The 16,721-nt window shown below is 59.2% G+C and carries 11 protein-coding genes; 7 read left to right on the top strand and 4 right to left on the bottom strand.

The window, feature by feature from the left end; translation table 11 throughout:
- Entirely contained in the window at positions 1-4,632 is a 4,632-nt protein-coding gene (locus LOY70_RS22295) for an RHS repeat protein (protein WP_265029353.1), read from the top strand.
- Complete coding sequence (locus LOY70_RS22290) at positions 4,629-5,045, top strand: hypothetical protein (protein ID WP_025215004.1); 417 nt, start codon at positions 4,629-4,631, stop codon at positions 5,043-5,045. Before LOY70_RS22295 ends, LOY70_RS22290 begins: the two co-directional genes overlap by 4 nt.
- Before the next feature lie 214 nt (positions 5,046-5,259).
- On the opposite strand, the gene LOY70_RS22285 is transcribed toward LOY70_RS22290, so the two are convergent.
- Together LOY70_RS22285 and LOY70_RS22280 are read right to left on the bottom strand one after the other, a co-directional pair.
- Positions 5,260-7,047: a bifunctional diguanylate cyclase/phosphodiesterase gene (locus LOY70_RS22285; protein WP_265029352.1), complete on the bottom strand. Its 1,788-nt coding sequence runs from the start codon at positions 7,045-7,047 to the stop codon at positions 5,260-5,262.
- A gap of 130 nt (positions 7,048-7,177) precedes the next feature.
- Entirely contained in the window at positions 7,178-9,256 is a 2,079-nt protein-coding gene (locus LOY70_RS22280; protein WP_265038147.1) for a carboxy terminal-processing peptidase, read from the bottom strand.
- A 139-nt stretch (positions 9,257-9,395) separates the two neighbouring features.
- Between LOY70_RS22280 and LOY70_RS22275 the strand changes: the two genes are divergently transcribed.
- The 3 genes from LOY70_RS22275 to LOY70_RS22265 all read left to right on the top strand — a co-directional run bounded on the left by LOY70_RS22275 (position 9,396) and on the right by LOY70_RS22265 (position 12,068).
- Complete coding sequence (locus LOY70_RS22275) at positions 9,396-10,358, top strand: zinc-binding dehydrogenase (RefSeq protein ID WP_265029351.1); 963 nt, start codon at positions 9,396-9,398, stop codon at positions 10,356-10,358.
- Positions 10,359-10,644: 286 nt separating this feature from the next.
- A complete protein-coding gene (locus LOY70_RS22270; RefSeq protein WP_060741104.1) occupies positions 10,645-11,280 on the top strand; it encodes a DUF1326 domain-containing protein in 636 nt (211 codons plus the stop codon).
- Positions 11,280-12,068: a DUF2182 domain-containing protein gene (locus LOY70_RS22265; RefSeq protein ID WP_265029350.1), complete on the top strand. Its 789-nt coding sequence runs from the start codon at positions 11,280-11,282 to the stop codon at positions 12,066-12,068. Before LOY70_RS22270 ends, LOY70_RS22265 begins: the two co-directional genes overlap by 1 nt.
- A 178-nt stretch (positions 12,069-12,246) precedes the next feature.
- Here LOY70_RS22265 and LOY70_RS22260 read toward each other — a convergent pair whose 3' ends face one another.
- Complete coding sequence (locus LOY70_RS22260) at positions 12,247-13,815, bottom strand: hypothetical protein (RefSeq protein WP_265029349.1); 1,569 nt, start codon at positions 13,813-13,815, stop codon at positions 12,247-12,249.
- A 373-nt stretch (positions 13,816-14,188) separates the two neighbouring features.
- Between LOY70_RS22260 and LOY70_RS22255 the strand changes: the two genes are divergently transcribed.
- Complete coding sequence (locus tag LOY70_RS22255; RefSeq protein WP_265029348.1) at positions 14,189-14,434, top strand: hypothetical protein; 246 nt, start codon at positions 14,189-14,191, stop codon at positions 14,432-14,434.
- A 98-nt stretch (positions 14,435-14,532) separates the two neighbouring features.
- The gene (locus tag LOY70_RS22250; RefSeq protein WP_265029347.1) at positions 14,533-15,999 is read left to right on the top strand and encodes an Ig-like domain-containing protein; all 1,467 of its coding nucleotides are present in this window, start codon (positions 14,533-14,535) and stop codon (positions 15,997-15,999) included.
- Between the two features lie 25 nt (positions 16,000-16,024).
- On the opposite strand, the gene LOY70_RS22245 is transcribed toward LOY70_RS22250, so the two are convergent.
- On the bottom strand, positions 16,025-16,678 hold the full coding sequence (locus LOY70_RS22245) for an HAD family hydrolase (protein ID WP_265029346.1): 654 nt from the start codon (positions 16,676-16,678) through the stop codon (positions 16,025-16,027).
- Positions 16,679-16,721 lie beyond the last annotated feature (43 nt).

Here is a 16,721-nt window from a genome sequence, read left to right as displayed (position 1 = left end):
ATGGATCAGGTGAGCCGTATCGAGCAGGAACTCGATAGCTTAAAAGACACCCTTTGGCTTTACCGCGAGCAACTCGATCGCTGGTACAGCCGGGCGGCGGATCGGGCCAGCCAGGCGGCCGACCTGCCCGCGCTGATGGGCATGGAGCGCGTGATCCGCTTCGGTGATAGCAGCACCGCCGTCAGCACCGGCGATGATGACTTTCTCTCCACCGTCGTCCAGTGCCCCCAGGGTGGGGAGATGACGATCGAGAGCAAGTTCGAGTCGGTGTACGACATCCCGTTGGGCGACATCGTGGTGGATGTGGTGGCGGTGGGCAGCGGCGAGGTCACGCCGGTTACCCTGGATGCCCAGGGCCTGGGAACCTTCAAGGGCGAGGCAGGCAAGTCCTATCGGGTCCATGTCCAGGGCGAAGTATCCCCCAAACAAATCGCGACTCTGTTTTCTTCCTACGATGGCTTGAGCAACGAGCTGACAGACTGGTTGCGCGGCGAGTGGCAGGGCTTCAAGCCGCAGTGGTCACAGCAATCGTTGGCGACTTCGGCGGCCGCGGTCGGCAACGGCCTGCTGGCCGGCAGTTGGGCGGCGATCGAGGGCGTGTGGGACAGCATCAGCCTGCTTTCGGACATCCTCAAGGACCCCAATCAGTTTGTTGAGCGGTTGGGCGAGAGCGCTAAACAACTAGCGGAGCTGGCGGAGAAAACGCCATTGCTCATGGCCAAGCTGCAACTGCTGGCCAGCGACGAAGCGGCGTTGTGCTTGCTGGTGCGCACCGCCAGCCTCTGGCTGGAGATGCTGCCGCCCAGCGAGGTCGCTGGCGAAACCGCCGAAGCCTTATCGAGGGTGACGGTGCAGCTGTTGATCGACCTGTTGATCGGTGTAGTCCTGACCTTCGCCGGGGCGGGGGCCGGGATTGCTTATCTGTCGATGCGCCTGGCTAAGGTGGGTGCGCAACTGCTGGAGGCCGCGCAGCGTTTTATCCGTGGGATTTTCGCGGTGGTCAACGGCTTCATGACCTACGTGGACCGCTACAAGACCGTGGCGGCGCGGGGGATCGCGGCCGGGGTGAAAAAGGGTCGCATGCAGCTGCGCTGGGATGCGCAGCGCAACACCACGCTGAAAAAATACGAACCCCACGACGACGCCCCATCCCAATCAAAGAACCCCAACGGCGACAGCGCCGACACCGCGGCCCAGACCCAAACCAGCGGCTGCCCGGTGTCGATGGTCACCGGCGAGGAACTGCTGACCCTCGACGACGGCACCCTCGACGGACGCCTGCCATTCGTCTTCACCCGCCTGTACCGCACCAGTGCGGTGGACCTGGACGTCGGCCTCGGGCGCGGCTGGAGCCATGCCCTAGCGCAGCGCTTGCTGCTTGAAGGCGAGCAGGTCATTTGGATCGACCAGGAAAACCGCCGTACGACCTTTCCGCTGCCCAATGCCCAGCGCCCGGCAATCCACAACAGCCTGGCCCGCGCAGCGATTTACCTGGGGGCCGAGCCGGACGAACTGATCATCGCCCAGCCCGGCGAAAACGCACCTTTCCTACACTTTCGCGACGGTCATCTGACCGCCCTCAGCGACCGCTACGACAACCGCCTGACCCTGCAGCGCAACATCCACGGCGACATCTGCCGGCTGGACAACGGCGCCGGGCGTGCCCTGCGCTTGCGTTACGAGCAGCGCCACCTGATCGCCATCGACTACCAGAGCTTCCACCCGGCCCTGACCCTGGACGACGCCTGGCGCACCGAGCAAACGCTGGTTGCCTACCGCTATGACGCACGTTTCCGACTGATCGAAGCGACCAACGCCGCCGGGGAAAGCGAACGCTACGACTACGACGACCAGCACGTCATCCTCCAGCGGCAATTGGCCGGCGGCGCGAGTTTTTTCTGGGAGTGGCAAGGGGCCGGGCGGGTGGCTCGCTGCGTCCGGCATTGGGCTTCGTTTGCGCAGATGGACAGCCATTACAGCTGGGACGAGGACGGTAGCGTCACGGTCCAGCACCTCGATGGCAGCCAGGAGGTGTATGTCCACGACGACCGGGCGCGACTGGTGTGCCAGGTCGAGCCCGATGGCGGCGAGCACCTCAAGGCCTATGACGCCCAAGGCCGGCTGATCGCCGAGCAGGACCCGCTGGGGGCCGTCACCGAATACCGCTACGACGAAGCCGGCCGGCTGGTGGCGCTGATTCCACCCCTGGATGAGCCCACCTCCTACGAATACCGCAACGGTTTCCTACATACCCGTTGTCGCGGCAAAGCCGTCTGGACCTACCGGCGCAACGCCCAGGGTGACGTGACCGAGCGCATCGATCCGGATGGCCAGCGTACGGAATATGCCTACGACGACCAGGGGCAACTGCTGTCGGTGGATTACCCGGACGGCAGCGCACATCGCTTTACCTGGAATCGCCTGGGCCAGTTGACGGAAGAAACCCTGCCCGACGGCGGCCGCCGGTGTTTTTCCTACGACGCCCTGGGGCGTCTACTGACCCGCCAGGACGAATACGGCGCCCTCACGCATTACCAATGGGATGCCGTCGGCCGTCTGCTCCAGACCACCTTGCCGAGCGGGGCGACCCGGGCCTGGACCTACAACGCCTACGGCAAGGTCACCCGCGAGCGCGACGAGCAGGGCCGCGTCACCCGCTACGAATACGCCGACGACCTGCACCTGGTCAGCCGTCGCCTCAACCCCGACGGCACCGAGCTGAAGTACCGCTACGACTCGGCGCGGCTGTTGCTGACCGAGATCGAAAACGAATCCGGCGAAAAATATCAGCTGGACTACACCCCCAATGGATTGATCCGACAGCAGATCGGCTTCGACGGCCAACGCACCGCCTACGTCTACGACCTTAACGGCCACCTGCTGGAGAAAACCGAACACGGCGACGACGGCAGCCCACTCGTCACCGCCTACCAGCGCGACGCGGCCGGGCGACTGCTGCTCAAGACCTTGCCCGACGGCCAGGCGATCGAGTACCGCTACGACCGGCTCGGTCGGCTGGTCCACGTCAACGACGGCAGCGATCATCCGCTGGCCTTCGAGTACGACGCCCAGGACCGGCTGATCACCGAGCACCAGGGCTGGGGCACCCTGCGCTATGGCTACGACGCCTGCGGCCGGCTCAACCACCTGCGCCTGCCGGACCACAGCTCGCTCGACTACCACCACGCCCGGGGCGGCGTGCTGAGCGCGATTGACCTGAACGGCACACGCCTCACCGAGCATCAGTTTGACGGCGGTCGCGAACGACAGCGACAACAGGGCCTGCTGCGCAGCCACTACGACTACGACGAACAGGGCCGCCTCAAGGCCCAGACAGTGTGGCAGCACCAGCAACAACTGTTCTGGCGCGACTATGCCTACAGCGCCAAGGGCAACCTTGAGGCCCTTTCCGACAACCGCAACCGCCGCAGCTACCAATACGACCCGCTGGATCGCCTGGTCCGCATCGACTTTTCCCACAGCGAACCACCAGAACACTTCGCCCACGACCCGGCCGGCAACCTGCTGATGCTGGACCGCCCCGGCCCGACCACCGTCAAAGGCAACCGCCTGCTGATGCAGGGCGACCGCCACTACGACTACGACGCCTTCGGCAACCTGATCCGCGAACGCCGCGGCAAGGCCCACAGCCTCGTCAGCGAATACCGCTACGACAGCCAACACCGCCTGATCGGCGTCACCCAGCCGGACGGCCGCGAAGCGTCCTACCGCTACGACGCCTTCGGCCGACGCATCAGCAAGACCGTAGATGGCCTGACCACGAAATTTTTCTGGCAAGGCGACCAACTCGTCGCCGAAAGCAGCCCGCGTCACCACCGCAGCTACCTCTACGAACCGGGCACCTTCCGCCCACTGGCGATGCTCGACGGCAAAGGCCTGAACGCCTGCCCGTTCTACTACCACCTCGACCACCTGGGCACCCCCCAGGAACTGACCAACTACGGCGGCCAGATCGTCTGGTCGGCGCGCTACACCGGCTACGGCAAAACCACCGAACTGGTCCACGGCGGCGGCGAACAGCTGGAACAACCGCTGCGCTTCCAGGGCCAATACTTCGACCCGGAAAGCGGCCTGCACTACAACCGCCACCGCTACTACAATCCCGAAACCGGCCGCTATCTGACGCCTGACCCGAGCAAGCTGGCGGGTGGGCTCAATGGGTATCGCTACACCGTGAACCCGACGGGGTGGGTGGATCCGTTGGGGTTGGTGGATTGCCCGGGGAAGGGTGGGTGTCGGCCGGCGGTTGGGGAGCAGGATCCGGCGGGTAAGGTTGGGGTGGATGAGGGGACTCCGCCACCTCCGGCCCCACCAAAACCAGACAAATGGAGTCGGGAGCCTAAAAGTATCCAGGACCAAATGACATTACAGTCCGCAAAAGAACACAACGGAAATAGGATTATGAAAGGGCTTAAAGATCCGAACTTCAAAGGAATGGAGAAATGGGAACTAAAAACGAAGTCCAATAACGGAAACGACTCCGTAGTGCATTACGTTCGAGACCCAAGCACAAAAGAGTTAATGGATTTTAAATTCAAAAAGCATAGCTACGACAACATAAGGCCTTGGGGTAATGATCCATCGGTACCACCCGGAGACATTAAAAAATGAAAGTTAAATGCATAGTAAATAACTTAAGCAGCGACAAGCTCTCAGCACAAACACTCATACGCCTAAAACCTTACATCTCTCGCTCCGATGGCGAACTGAATTTGGAAATAGGCAAAGAGTATGTCGTCTACGGCATAGAATTCTGGGATAACTGCCCCTGGTTCTATCTCTGCCCCGACGACTACGATGAATACCCAATCCCCGTTGCCGCCGATTTTTTTGAGATCACTGACAAGCGCCTTTCAGCCCATTGGGAGCTTAATTTTAAAGAAACCAGTAATGGCGAAAATCAAACTCAACTGGTTTTTTTTGAATGGGCCACTGATGAGGTTTTTTATGAAAACCTAATCTCCGGCGACGATCAAGCTGAAGCTATTTTTGAAAAATATAGAAAAATCATGGAGGTAGAGTGACAGGTGTAGGTTGCAGATAGAAATCCAAGGCCCGCGTGGCAGCATCATCAAGTTTTGTATTACGAGCAGCCCTAAAGCAGCGAACTCAATCTTCCTGACACTCCGGGTTGTCTGGTTGGGGGCCGCTTCGCAGCCCAGCGGGGATAAATCCCCTCGCCACAGGGGTATCGCCAGGCGTTCGGGCCGTGGCGTGGATGCGAGCGGGGTAATCCACTCACATCAACAAACCCAACTCCACCACCGGCCCGCGCTCAACCAATCCATCAACCAGATACACACTCCCCCCAACAATCTCCTTCGCATGATGTTTCGCCTGCGAAGCCAGTTCCGCCAACTGGCTCGCATCCAATTCCCCACACGCCTCCGAGCGCAGATGCACCACCCCGATCGACAACGACAGCAACGCGAACTCCTGACGAACCCCTTGCCGATTCAGCGCGGTAAAACACCCCGCTTCCAGATGTTCAGGCCGGTAGAAGCGTCGGCAATGGGTCTGGAAGTCGCTCAGCAGTTGGTTCAGGCGCTTGCGCCAGTCGTCCGGGCCGAGGACCAGGAGGAAGTCGTCGCCGCCGATGTGGCCGACGAAGTCGCGGCTGGGGTCGATGCGTTCGTTCAGGCATTGGGCCAGGCACAGCAGGACTTCGTCGCCGCGGCCGTAGCCGTAGATGTCGTTGAAGGGTTTGAAGCTGTCGATGTCCACGTAGCAGATCATCGACTCCTGCCGCTGCTGCAGCAGGCGCGTGAGGCACTGCTGGATCGGTACGTTACCCGGTAGCAGCGTCAGTGGGTTAGCGTAGCGGGCCTGTTGGATTTTCAGTTCGGTGATGAGCTTGAGCACGTCGATCACCCGGCCCAGGCCCAGGTAGTTGCCGTTGAGAGTGATGATGAAGTCTTCTTCGATACGTTGCCGGGCGCGGCTGGTGATCAGGCGGCTGACTTGTTGCAGCGACTGGCTCAGTTCCACCGCGAGGAAGTCATCGCTCATCAGGCGGCTGATGGGTTTGCGGGCGAACAGGTCGGTGGCGAAGGGCTTGAGCAGGGCGTCCGAGAGTGAATGGCGATGGACGATGCCGCAGGGTTGCTCCTGATCGTCTAGCACTGCCAGGGAGTTGAGGTTGGCCTGGCGCCGAAACGCTTCCAGCACGGTGGCCGTCGGTGTGTTGTGGGCCACGGCCGGTTGTTCGTTGAGCAGCGCCCCGAGATCATTGACCTCCTCGGTCAGCGACACCGCGCCGCTGTCCTGCCGGGGCATCAGCGCCCTGGCGTCCCTGGACGGTTGCTCCTGGGGACGGGCGAGCAGGTAACCCTGGACCAGATCGACGCCCATTTCGATCAGCACCGTCAGCTCCTCCGGCAGTTCTATGCCTTCTGCGATGACCTGGGCCCGGGACGCCCGGGCGATTTTCAGGATCGAGCCGACGAATTCGCGCTTGAGCGCGTCCTGATGAATGCCGTCGATGAAATGTCGGTCGATCTTCACATAATCGGGCCGCAGCTCGGACCACAATCGCAGGCTCGAATAGCCGGCGCCAAGGTCATCCAGGGCAATGGAAAAACCCATGGCCCGATAGTGATGCAAAGCGGTTTGCAGGAGCTGGAAGTCATCGATGGGGGTTTGTTCGGTCAGTTCGATCACCACCTGGCTGGGCGGGATGCCGAAGTCCTGCAGCAGTTGCAGCGTGCGCCCGGTCTGGTGCGCCGACTCCAGCAGGGACTCGGGCGAGACGTTGAGAAACAGCTTGCCGGGCAGTTTTTGCTCGTTGAAGCGTTGGCAGGCACTGCGGCGGCAGGCCAGTTCCAGCTCACTGAGGCGTCCGGCCTGGCGGGCCACGGAGAGCAGGGCGATGGGGGAGTGCAGCGGGCTGTTGGACGGGCCGCGGGTCAAGGCCTCGTAGCCAACGATGCGCCGTTCAGAGAGGCAGATGATCGGCTGGAACAGACTGTGTAAACCGCTTTGAGCCAGGATCGAACTCAAGGCACTCAGCTGTTCTGTCGTCGTCATGGCAATCTCTGGCGATAAAAAAAGGACGGGGCGCGATCCCTTCAAGGGGGCGCCCGGTCCTGTATTTCACGACAGACTGATGTCAGTTTGATGACACTCCGGCGAGCATCACCATTAAATGGCCATCATCTCAGTGTTTGGCGACGGCCGTGTTGAGTTTCAGGTAATCCAGCAGGATCCGCCCGGTCTCGCTCAGGTAGGCATCGTCTTCCGGCTTGGTTTTTTCCGGCTCGGTGATCAGGTCTTCGTCTTCTTTCTTCAGCTCTTTGAGCGGCTCTTCGCCCTTGGCCTTGCGTCGCAGGTTTTCCATGGCCAGTTGCTTGCCTTCAATGTCGGCATGCTGGGCGCGGCGCTCGGCTTCGTTGAGCGTGACGGTTTTCTCCAGCATCAGCTTCTGCGCCAGGGCCAGTTTGTCACGGATGAAGACAAATTCCGCGTCCTGGGCTGTGCGCACATCATGCTCGGACTTGAGTTGGGCCAGGAAGGGCTTGAACGGATCCACGGCCGGTTTGATTGCCGGGCGGATGGTGTCCCACGGCATCGCTTCGGGCAGGGCGCTTTCGCCGATTTCCTTGGTGTCGATGATCGACGGGTAATCGATGTCAGGCAATACGCCTTGATGCTGGGTGCTCTGGCCGGAAACCCGGTAGAACTTCGCCAGGGTCAGCTTCAGTTCGCCATGGTTGAGCGGCTGGATGGTCTGCACGGTGCCTTTGCCGAAGGTCTGGCCGCCGATGATCAGTGCCCGGTGGTAGTCCTGCATGGCGCCGGCGAAAATCTCCGAGGCCGAAGCGGACAGGCGATTGACCAGCAAGGCCATCGGCCCCTTGTAGAACGCGCCCGGGTTTTCGTCTTCCAGCACGTCCACCCGGCCATCGGCGTTACGCACGAGCACGGTCGGGCCCTTGTCGATGAACAGACTGGTCAACTCGGTGGCTTCCTGCAGGGAGCCGCCGCCGTTGTTGCGCAAGTCGATGACGACGCCGTCGACTTTTTCCTTCTGTAACTCGGTCAGCAGTTTCTTGACGTCGCGGGTGGTGCTCTTGTAGTCCGGATCCCCGGCGCGGAACGCCTTGAAGTCCAGGTAGAAGGCCGGGATTTCGATGATGCCGAGCTTGTAGTCCTTGCCGTCCTGCTTGAGCTTGAGGACCGATTTCTTCGCCGCCTGCTCTTCCAGCTTCACCGCTTCACGGGTGATGGACACGACCTTGGTGGTCTGGTCGTTCGGCGCATTGCTGGCCGGGATGACCTCCAGGCGCACCACCGAGCCTTTCGGGCCACGGATCAGCTTGACCACTTCGTCCAGGCGCCAGCCGACCACATCGACCATTTCCTTGTCACCTTGGGCCACGCCGATGATCTTGTCCGCCGGACTGACCTGTTTGGTCTTGTCGGCAGGTCCTGCGGGCACCAGGCGCACGATTTTCACCTGGTCGTTGTCGCTCTGCAGCACCGCACCGATGCCTTCGAGGGACAGGCTCATGTTGATGTCGAAGTTTTCCGCGTTATCCGGCGACAGATAGTTGGTGTGCGGGTCATAGGACATGGCGAAGGTATTGATGTACGCCTGGAAGACGTCTTCGGCACGGGTCTGGTCCAGGCGGGCCAATTGGTTCTTGTAACGCTTGGTCAGGGTTTCCTGGATCTGCTTGGGTTCTTTGCCGGCGATCTTCATGCGCAGCACCTCGTCCTTGACGCGTTTGCGCCACAGGTCATCGAGTTCGGCCGTGCTTTTGAGCCAAGGAGCGTCCTTGCGATCGACCTGCAAGGTTTCCTTGGTATTGAAATCGATTTTGTCGACGCCCTTGTTCAGCTCGGCAAGGGCGTAATCCAGACGCGCTTTCACGCGGTCCAGGTAGCGCTTGTAGATGATGAACCCGGCGTTCAGGTCGCCGCTCTTGAGAAAATCGTCGAACTGGGTTTTCCATTTGTCGAATTCGGCGATGTCGCTGGCCAGGAAATAGCTGCGCGACGGATCAAGCAGCTTCAAGTAGCTGTCATAGATGATGACCGAACGCGCGTCATCGAGCGGCGGCTTGCTGTAGTGATGGCGCTTGAGCAACTCAACGACGTTAAGGCTGGCAATCACCTCGTCACGATCGGGCTGAAGCTTGTCCCAGCTGTTGGCTGCGAACGTATCGTTCGACAGCGGCAACAGACCGAGTCCAATGACAAGCGCGAGGGCGGTGCTGGGGAACAGGTGCTTCATGCTGATTCGACGCAGGGACAATTGATAACGCATATTAGGCCGTCTTTGAAGTCGCCGGTTCCATGTGGCCCGGGCGCATAATGCAAGAAAGCCCGGCGTTACAGCAGCGGGCCCAGTCGAGACTCACTATGGAGGCACCGTGAAAGCATTGCAAGGCGTTGAAGGCCAAGTGGTATGGGCTGATGAGCCAAGTCCGGCGTGTGATGTGGGGCAAGTTCGCATTCGTGTGGCGGCCGCCGGCCTGAATCGGGCCGATTTGTTACAAAAGGCCGGGCATTATCCGCCGCCGCCCGGTGCCAGTCAGGTGCTGGGTTTGGAGTGTTCCGGGGTGATCAGCGAAGTCGGGCCGGGCTCGTCCTGGCAGATGGGCGACCGCGTGTGCGCCTTGCTGGCCGGCGGCGGGATGGCCGAAGAAGTGGTGGTCGATGGCCGGCATGTCTTGCCGGTGCCCGAGGGGCTGTCGTTGGCCGAAGCGGCCGCGCTGCCGGAGGTCTACAGCACCGCATGGCTGAATTTGTTCCAACTTGCCGGGCTCAAGCCGGGTGAAAAAGTGTTGTTGCACGCCGGCGCCAGTGGCGTCGGCTCGGCCGCGATCCAGCTGTGCAAGGCGTTTGGCAACCCGTGCTGGGTCAGCGTTGGCTCGGCTGAACGGCTGTCCTATTGCGAGGCGTTGGGCGCCCAGGGCGGCGTGGTGCGCACCGACGATATGGAAAGCCTGAACGACCTAGGCCCCTTCGACGTGATCCTCGATCCGGTGGGCGCCAACTACGCCAAGCTCAACGTGAAACTTTTGTCAGTTGACGGGCGGTGGGTGTTGATCGGCCTGATGGGCGGGCGTTCGACCGACCTCGATCTGGCGCAGGTGCTGGGCAAGCGTATCCAATTGCTTGGCTCGACTTTGCGCAGCCGCGACGATCAGTTCAAGGCCGACCTGATCAGTGGGCTGGGGCAAGAGGTATGGCCGCTGTTTGCCGACAAACGCCTGAGCCCGCAGCTGGCCAAGACCTTTGCGATCAAGGATGCCGAAGCGGCGTTCGCGGAACTGGCGACTAATAAGGTATCAGGCAAGTTGGTGCTGGTGATTGATGAAAGCCTGAGCTGATTTTGCGCAGACCTGTGGGAGCGAGCTTGCTCGCGATAGCGGTATGACAGTCAATAAAGTTGTTGAGTGTGCGACCGCCATCGCGAGCAAGCTCGCTCCCACAGGCGTCTTTATTTGCAGGAACATTTGCGCACCGACATGACTGGCACCTCTGTCCGGCCACCATGGGCCAGCCGACCTTTGGTCGGCAGCGGGTATCCCATGTGCGCGCCCTGCTAGCGTTAATTAATGGAGGGATTGGGGTAACCGCAGCTTTCATTTCACCCGCCAGGTGAAGAGGTTGATCATGGCCATCGCCGAATGGCGCATGCAGGGCGTCGAATTCGTTGCCTGCAACTGTAATTGGGGCTGCCCCTGTCAATTCGATGCGCCACCGACCCGTGGCCACTGCCAGGCAGTAGCGTCGATGCGAGTGGAGCACGGGTATTTCAATCAGGTGGCGCTGGGAGGCTTGTGCTGGGCTGCCACCTTCGCTTGGCCGGGCGCCATCCATGAGGGCAACGGCAGTTGTCAGGTGTTCATCGATGAGCGCGCCGACGAGGCGCAACGCCAGGCCCTGTTGACCATCCTCTCTGGCCTGGAGAGCGACCCCGGGGCCAACGTGTTCCAGGTGTTCAGCAGCACCATGAGTGAAGCGTTCGAACCGCTGTTCGTGCCCATCACCCTGTCCATTGATGTCGATCAGCGCTTGGCGCACCTGGACATTCCAGGCGTGTTGCAGGCCAGCGGCGAGCCGATCCGCAGCCCCATCGACGGCTCACCTCATCGAGTCCGCCTGTCCCTGCCCAACGGCTTCGAGTTCCTTGAAGCCGAAGTCGCCAGCGGCAGCTACCAGACGCATTCAGCCCTCAAGCTGCAATCCCAGGGCAGTCATAGCCATCTCGCCCACGTGCACTTCACCGGCCATGGCATAGAGCCGTAATGGCAGAGCCTCAGGCGGCGATGCCGAGCAAGCGACTGACAGGCGAGCAGTTGCTGTTCCTGCTCTGCCTGCTCGCGCTGACGGTCCTGGCCTGGCTGATGCTGCTGCGCATGGCCCGCGACATGAGTGCGCCGGGTGGCATGGCCGATGCGGCAATGGCCGGTATGGTCATGCCCTGGAGCCTGGCCGATGCTCTGCTGATGTTCGTCATGTGGGTGGTGATGATGATCGGCATGATGCTGCCCAGCGCCGTGCCCATGCTGCTGATCTACCAGCAGATGCTGCGCAAGCGCATGCCGGCACCGCAGCGACACCTGGCCCTGCTGCTGTTTTGCAGCGCCTATGGCCTGGTCTGGGCCGGCTTCGCCCTGGGCGCCACGGCGCTGCAATGGGCGCTCGAGCGGCTCGCCCTGCTCAGTCCGGGGATGCACAGCAGCAGTACCGCGCTGGGTGCCGGCTTGCTGCTGGTCGCAGGCATCTATCAGTGGTCGCCCAGCAAGGCGGTCTGCCTTGAGCATTGTCGCGGGCCGCTGCATTTTCTTCTCAGCTACTGGCGCCCCGACGTGCTCGGCGGCTGGCGCATGGGCCTGGCCCATGGCGCTTACTGCCTGGGCTGCTGCTGGGCCCTGATGGGCCTGCTGTTCGTGGTCGGCGTGATGAACCTGCTCTGGGTGGCAGTGATCGGTGCCTTCATCCTGCTGGAGAAAAACCTGCCGCAGGGACTCTGGCTCAGTCGTACCTGCGGTGTGTTGTTGCTTGGCTGGAGCCTGTGGCTGCTGCTGGGCTAGCTGAACCCCGTTTCAGTCTGGCGAACGGGTACTGCTGGACTCATGATATTCTCGCGAGTTGAGATTGACCTTTCAGGGGCTGAGCAGTAGAGCCACTGAGGAGGGCGGTGAGCCTGGAAGGTTCACCGCAACCCTTGGATCAGCGTGTACCGTTGTCTGCTCTGCCAAGTGGAGGCAGCTACAAATCTTCACGATCAATATTTACTCTGAGTACCTGCGAGAACATCCGCTGCTCACTGCTGCCCGTGCGGACAACCGAGTAATTGATCAGCACCGTTTTTCCTTGATTTTCGGTTATCCAGGCGCTGGGGATATCAAATACATTGGCCTGGCCGGTGGTCACATCCTGTGTTTCAGTGTCGCGCGTTGTCACACCGACCCATCGAGCCCTGACGGTGTAACCCGTCTGACCACCATAGTCCACGGTCACTTTGGAGGCTGAATAACTCGGGGCGGGTAATGGATGAACGGCTTGCGGATCGATATGCAGTGTCAGCTTGTCTGACTCGATCGCCTCACCAATCCCTTTTTCCTTGACGGAATAGCCGACTTCGACAGAACGACCGATATTGTCGATGACTTCCAGGCGAGGTATAGGGATCAGTTTTTTTCCGGGGGGATCACCCACTTCGATAATGGGGCTGTTGTAGTTGACCCGACCCTGCCAGTGCACACTGATGGTATCGGTGGCATGCATGCCCGCGTAGTGAGGTACTTCAACATCCACATGAGAGTCGGTGTAGATGTCACTCATTTTCAGATGGTCGCCTGCTGCATTGTAGGTCTTGGGAACCTTGGGTTCGGTTTTGTCCGGTATTTCGGGAAGGACAGCTTGATCAACGTCTCGATATTCAAATGTGGCTAACTCTTGAAAGGAGTTCGGTAACGTGATTCTGATAATGGGTAAAGCAATACCCGTCAACTCATGAAAACGTCTCTGGTCATGTTGTACTGAGCTGATGCCTGTATCTTTCGTGTACATGAATGCCTGGATGGGGAGCTTGTCTGCACTGCCAGGGAGCCACGTCTCCAGCTTGGTATCGTTAGGCACCTCGAAAGCAATAGGAAAGACCAAGGGGCCGGTTAATAGAGCTTGGTGAAAAACGGCGGCGGTGGGGACCGTGGATGATTTGCTGACATCAAAACCACACCGTTTCGTGCCTTGGGGGTATCTCACGTAATGATCGCGCCATTGTTCGGCGGTATTTATGTTTTGCAAACCGCATGGCTCACTGACTGAAGGTGCATCTTTATGTGGCCCACAGCCTTTATTGGTACGGTGGTCCGATTGACCGTCGACAGGAAAAAAACACAAGATTTCTATCTTTAATTTATCGGGCGGGGTCTCCATGTAGGGGAAAAAGATATAACCCTTGTCATAGTCGAACGCCAGGCGTTTCATATTGAAGTCCGAGCGAATATACGAGAAGGAAGTTCCCCCTACGCGTATCGCCGTGTCGCTGGGGTCCCAGGCATCATAGGGTTTGTCTTCTGAATGGCTCGTGCCCCGCAGCAAAATACCCGAACATAAGAACGCCGGTCTCCTGGCCGAGCCGCAATCGGTACGGGTATCTTGATATCGTCGTTGCAGCTCAGCCGCTAATTCGGGGCCTTGAAGTTCCTGAACAGTGGCTGCTGTAGTGTTTTCAGGCGGCTCAGGATTATACAATCTGGTTGACTGAGCGTTATGTTCGGTGCAGCCCTGGAACAGAAGAATCAACACAAAAACACTGATTAGTTTGTTCACTTGCTCGTCCTCGATGTTGGTTTCAGAGCACGGATTTATTTATGGATTCTTATGGTCTGCGTAAAATATTCGTCGCTTGCTGCTGTTCTTGCGGATAATCGAATATTTTGGGTGTGCGCAGTTGCAGCAGTGTTTTGATAGACCGCCGTCAGGTCTCTGGCTGTTTTTCACCCTACGTCGAAGGTAGCGTTATTAACCAACTGATCATGACCTGACGTCTACTGTCAGAAATAACAGGTGTCATTGGTCGGATAAGGTATATGACCTGTCAACTCTGACAGTAGACGCCACGATGGGAGCCTCCCTAAATTTGGAGGCCTGGGTAGAAGGTTGTCACTCTGCTCATTCTCCACCCAACAGAAGAGGTGTCGTGATGGCTACTAGAGAGCTCCGCCTGTCCATGGCTGAAGTGGATACCAGCAATAAATCGCCCGAAGTTGTCGTCGAGTTCTACTTGGATGACGTGCACCAGTTCGCTACTTTTGTTTCTTCATCGGTTAAGAATGGCGCCTACGATACGGTTAACGTCAAGACCGATGCTGATGACGATGGCGACATGGACAAGCAGGACGAAACGATCCTTCTGGAACTTGCCAACGCTTTTTCCAGGTTCAAATGACGACAGCGTTGTCTGTTGATCTGCCCACACCGACCTGTGGGGAACGACATAGAGGTGAGGACTGTTTACAGGCAAGCCTTCTTCATTGAGCCAAAACAATGAAAAAACTGTCGATTCTCGCCTTTTTCATCGCGTTTTTGTTGGGATGTCATGCGCCTTCACGACTGTTGCATACGAACGATGCCGATGCATTGGGGGCGCAAACAGCAATCAACCTGACCACCCGTTATCATAAAAAAGTGATCGATTGCGGCCCTGCACGGCCGGCTTATTTATGCTCGGGCATCATGCTCAGAGGAACGGTTGCATCGGAATCTTTTTTCTTCTGGAACCCCAGTCCGCTGTCGGTCAGCAGTGGCGGCGTGTCCTTTTCGTTTCTACGAGAGGATGCGAAATACATTCGCCTGAGCTACGGCTATACAAGTGGTTTTATCTTCCAGCCCTATCTTGAGTCCGTACGGGCTGCCGTCCAGCCAGAAGTACTGTGTTCCTTTCCCGTGGACAGCTGGACGCTGGAGAGAGATGAGAAAGGTTGCGGGCAGTATCAGGCATTTCCTGGCAGTAGTCGGCAATGCCAGTCCCAGGGGATTACCACCGCTGCGCAATGGCTGGCGCACTATCAATCTGTTCCATCGGAACAACGCGCACGGCATCAATGTGGCTTCAATGTCAGCGAGGCGCTTGGTGGTACGGCGGCAAGCGCGTTCTATGCCAGTCTCCAAGCGCGAGCGCTGGGTAGCGATGATATGAGTATCGCTCCTGTTCAGAATGAACTGCGATTAGCCACCTGGGCTCAGGACATAGGTCGTGACTTGCCTGTCGAAGCACTTTTCTACACGCCCGGGGGACTAGCCGGTGCTCAGAATGACCAGCGAAACTTTTACCTGGAAACCGACAAGTGGGTTCCGATTATCGCCTTGACGCTGCCAGCGACCCCGACGGGGAACGCGACGTTCACCTATCGCAGTACCGATCAGGCGTTTTTCCCCGGGGGGCCGCTTTCAATCAGTCATACGCTGATGGCGCTGAATGGTTTCAGGATCTTCGCATCGTGGCCGCAGACAGGGGCCGATGCCATGGACAACGTGCTGACTCGCAGGGCTGTGGGGGGAGCACCGCCTTACCGCTATGTGTCCAGCAATCCCCAAGTTGCCTCGGTCACTCCCGGCGGTAAGGTGACAGGAATAAGGCGAGGCAACACGACTATTACCGTATCTGATTCCAGCACGCCGACACAGTCATTAACTTATTCAGCGCAGGTGAGTAATACCTGGCTGCTGGGCGTGGTGCAGCCAGGAACTTTCAGTGGCGTCGCGGACTTCCATCGCTGGTTGATCGCATCGGGAGGGTTCATTATCAACAGCAGCGGGCAGTTTCAGAACCTTGAGCGTCTGTATGCACAGCCTTTCCCACTTCCCCGTGGAAGATACTGGCTGGGCGAGCACGGCGGCGCCTGCCCGGCGGGTTATTACACTTACTACCATGCTGAACATACCAATGCGCTTGCTTGCGCCCTGCCTGGAGAGCCGAGCGTAACCGGTGCGCTGTATGTAATACCTCATTGATCTGTCGCTGTGTCTTTATGGCTGCCTATTTCCACTGGTGAATCGGCCATCCAGCTCGTTCCGCCTGTTCACGCAGCACCTGATCCGGGTTCACCACATGCGGATGATCCACCCGCAGCAACAACGGCAAATCATTGCGCGAATCGGAATAGAAACTCGCGCCTTCCAAATTCTCTTCCTCGGCATCCAACCAGTCCAGCAACCGCGCGATCTTGCCTTCGCGGTAGGTCAGGGTGCCGACGGTCTTGCCGCTGTACACCCCATGGGTCACTTCGAGTTCGATCGCCAGGATCTCATCGATGCCCAGGCGTTCGGCAATCGGTTTGACCAGGTGCGTGCCGGAGGCCGAGATCACCAGGATCCGGTCGCCGGCCTTGCGGTGTTCGGCGATGGTCTTGGTGGCGTCGCTGAAGATGATCGGTTCGATGAAGTCTTCCACCCATGGCGCCACCAGGTGTTCGATTTCTTCCGGGGTGCGGCCGATCATCGGCTCGAGGCTGAAGTCCATGTACTCCTCCATGCGTAGCTTGCCATGGCTGTAGGCGTCCATCAGCTCGTTGTTGCGCCGCATGAACGACTCGGGATCGACCCAGCCCAGGCGCCCCATCTGCTCGCTCCAGAGGGTGGCGCAATCGCCGTGGATCAGGGTTTCGTCCAGATCAAAAATTGCCAGGGCCATCAGCGCGTTTCCCTTTTCAATATCAGCTTCAAAATCAACAAAA

The sequence above is a fragment of the Pseudomonas sp. B21-054 genome, from assembly GCF_026016345.1.
Taxonomy (GTDB): domain Bacteria; phylum Pseudomonadota; class Gammaproteobacteria; order Pseudomonadales; family Pseudomonadaceae; genus Aquipseudomonas.
Note: the sequence above shows the minus strand (reverse complement) of the source record. Positions and strands in the feature narration are given on the sequence as shown.

Coding starts and splice junctions, on each gene's coding strand:
- LOY70_RS22270 (WP_060741104.1), top strand. CDS start 10,645: ATGGCCATCGCCGAATGGCGCATGCAGGGCGTCGAATTCGTTGCCTGC.
- LOY70_RS22245 (WP_265029346.1), bottom strand. CDS start 16,678: ATGGCCCTGGCAATTTTTGATCTGGACGAAACCCTGATCCACGGCGAT.
- LOY70_RS22250 (WP_265029347.1), top strand. CDS start 14,533: ATGAAAAAACTGTCGATTCTCGCCTTTTTCATCGCGTTTTTGTTGGGA.
- LOY70_RS22290 (WP_025215004.1), top strand. CDS start 4,629: ATGAAAGTTAAATGCATAGTAAATAACTTAAGCAGCGACAAGCTCTCA.
- LOY70_RS22265 (WP_265029350.1), top strand. CDS start 11,280: ATGGCAGAGCCTCAGGCGGCGATGCCGAGCAAGCGACTGACAGGCGAG.
- LOY70_RS22295 (WP_265029353.1), top strand. CDS start 1: ATGGATCAGGTGAGCCGTATCGAGCAGGAACTCGATAGCTTAAAAGAC.
- LOY70_RS22285 (WP_265029352.1), bottom strand. CDS start 7,047: ATGACGACGACAGAACAGCTGAGTGCCTTGAGTTCGATCCTGGCTCAA.
- LOY70_RS22255 (WP_265029348.1), top strand. CDS start 14,189: ATGGCTACTAGAGAGCTCCGCCTGTCCATGGCTGAAGTGGATACCAGC.
- LOY70_RS22280 (WP_265038147.1), bottom strand. CDS start 9,256: ATGAAGCACCTGTTCCCCAGCACCGCCCTCGCGCTTGTCATTGGACTC.